We start from the raw sequence: 1,414 nt of genomic DNA, 5'->3' as shown, positions 1-1,414 counted from the left end.
GTACGAGCCGAGCCGGACCACGTGCTCGAAGCCGAGGCCGACCCCGGCGAGCGCGGTGCGCAGGTTGGCGAGGGCGAGCTCCGCCTGGGCGGCGAAGTCGCCGGGCACGACCTGACCGCCGGCGTCGGAGGCGTACTGGCCGCCGATGAACACCGGTTCGCCGGGCGCGGAGGCGGCGTGGCTGTAGCCGAACGGCGTCGGGTCGTGCAGGCCGGGCGGGTTGGTGATGGTGCGGGTGTCGGTCACGGGGTTCCTTCCCTGGTGTCGGGCCGGGCTCGGTGCCGGGCGGTCTACGGCTCGGACCGGGCGGCTTCCTCCCGGGCGTCGCGCCAACTCGGCGACTCCAGGAAGTGGTTGTCGAAGAGGTCCTGCTTGGCGAGCAGTTCCTCGACCGTCGCCTCGCCCGCGCGGATCCGCTCCAGCAGGCGGAAGTAGTCGAAGCGCTCCACCCCGGGGGTGATCACGATCAGCAGGTCCGCCCCGGAGTCCGGCGCCGCCGCGAAGGCATGCGGCAGATGGGGCGGCACCACCACGAGGTCGCCGCTGCGGGCGGTGACCACCTCGTTCCCGACCAGCACCTGGGCCGAGCCGTCGACGACGAAGAACAGCTCCGAGGAGCCCCCGTGGTAGTGCGGGGTGGCGCCGTCCTTGCCGCGCCCCAGCGTGACGCGCAGGGTGCTCAGGGCGCCGCCGGTGGCGCTGGAGTCCGCCAGCAGCCGCCCCTTGCCGCCGAGCATTCCGACGGTCTCGGCTTCGTCGCCCCGCACCACCACGGCTTCCGGTCCGATCAACGTCATTGGCCTCTCCCTACAGTGAGCGCTTCGATAGTTCCCTGGCTGATAGTACTACGTCTAACTATCTCCCATCGAATAACATGCCCCTATGGATCACGTGGACGTCATGCTCGACCAGTGGAGCCGGGAGCGCCCGGACCTCGACCTGGCGGCGGTCGGCACCGTCGGCCGCCTCGGCCGCCTCGCGCTGCTCGCGGGCCGGGTCGTCGAAGAGGTGTTCAAGCAACACGGCCTCCAGCGCGGCGAGTTCGACGTTCTCGCCACCCTGCGCCGCTCCGGCGCGCCGTACGAACTGATGCCCTCCGAACTCGCCACGCTGCTGCTGATGTCGCGGGCCGGCATGACCAGCCGGATCGACCGGCTGGAATCGGCGGGCCTGGTGGAACGCCGCACCGACCCGGCGGACCGGCGCAGCATCCGCATCGCCCTCACCCCGGCCGGACGCGCCCTCGTGGACGCCGCCTTCACCGACCACGCGGCCAACGAGACCGCGCTGCTCTCCGCCCTCTCGGGCGAGGAACGCGCCACCCTGGACGGGCTCCTGCGCAAACTGCTCACCGACGTCGAGGGCGCGCAGAGCCCGGCGCCCTGACGGCCCCGCCCGACGCCCCCGCCCGAGG

At 72.4% G+C, this 1,414-nt stretch carries 3 protein-coding genes; 1 reads left to right on the top strand and 2 read right to left on the bottom strand.

Annotated features, from left to right (window positions below; genetic code table 11):
* Together ACFVX9_RS39805 and ACFVX9_RS39800 are read right to left on the bottom strand one after the other, a co-directional pair.
* Positions 1–246, bottom strand: a 246-nt coding sequence (locus tag ACFVX9_RS39805; protein ID WP_380487926.1) for a RidA family protein, incomplete at its 3' end; no start/stop codon positions are given.
* Positions 247–290: 44 nt separating this feature from the next.
* Positions 291–797, bottom strand: a complete 507-nt coding sequence (locus ACFVX9_RS39800) for a cupin domain-containing protein (protein ID WP_063352400.1) — start codon at positions 795–797, stop codon at positions 291–293.
* An 85-nt stretch (positions 798–882) separates the two neighbouring features.
* On the opposite strand from ACFVX9_RS39800, the gene ACFVX9_RS39795 reads away from it, so the two are divergent.
* On the top strand, positions 883–1,386 hold the full coding sequence (locus tag ACFVX9_RS39795; protein ID WP_387987199.1) for a MarR family winged helix-turn-helix transcriptional regulator: 504 nt from the start codon (positions 883–885) through the stop codon (positions 1,384–1,386).
* Positions 1,387–1,414 lie beyond the last annotated feature (28 nt).

The sequence above is a fragment of the Kitasatospora sp. NPDC058243 genome (assembly GCF_042882025.1).
Classification (GTDB): domain Bacteria; phylum Actinomycetota; class Actinomycetes; order Streptomycetales; family Streptomycetaceae; genus Kitasatospora.
This window is presented reverse-complemented; position numbering and strand designations above follow the sequence as displayed.

What these genes read in the sequence shown, in the direction of transcription:
- ACFVX9_RS39800 (WP_063352400.1), bottom strand. Translation starts at nt 797, where the DNA reads ATGACGTTGATCGGACCGGAAGCCGTGGTGGTGCGGGGCGACGAAGCC.
- ACFVX9_RS39795 (WP_387987199.1), top strand. Translation starts at nt 883, where the DNA reads ATGGATCACGTGGACGTCATGCTCGACCAGTGGAGCCGGGAGCGCCCG.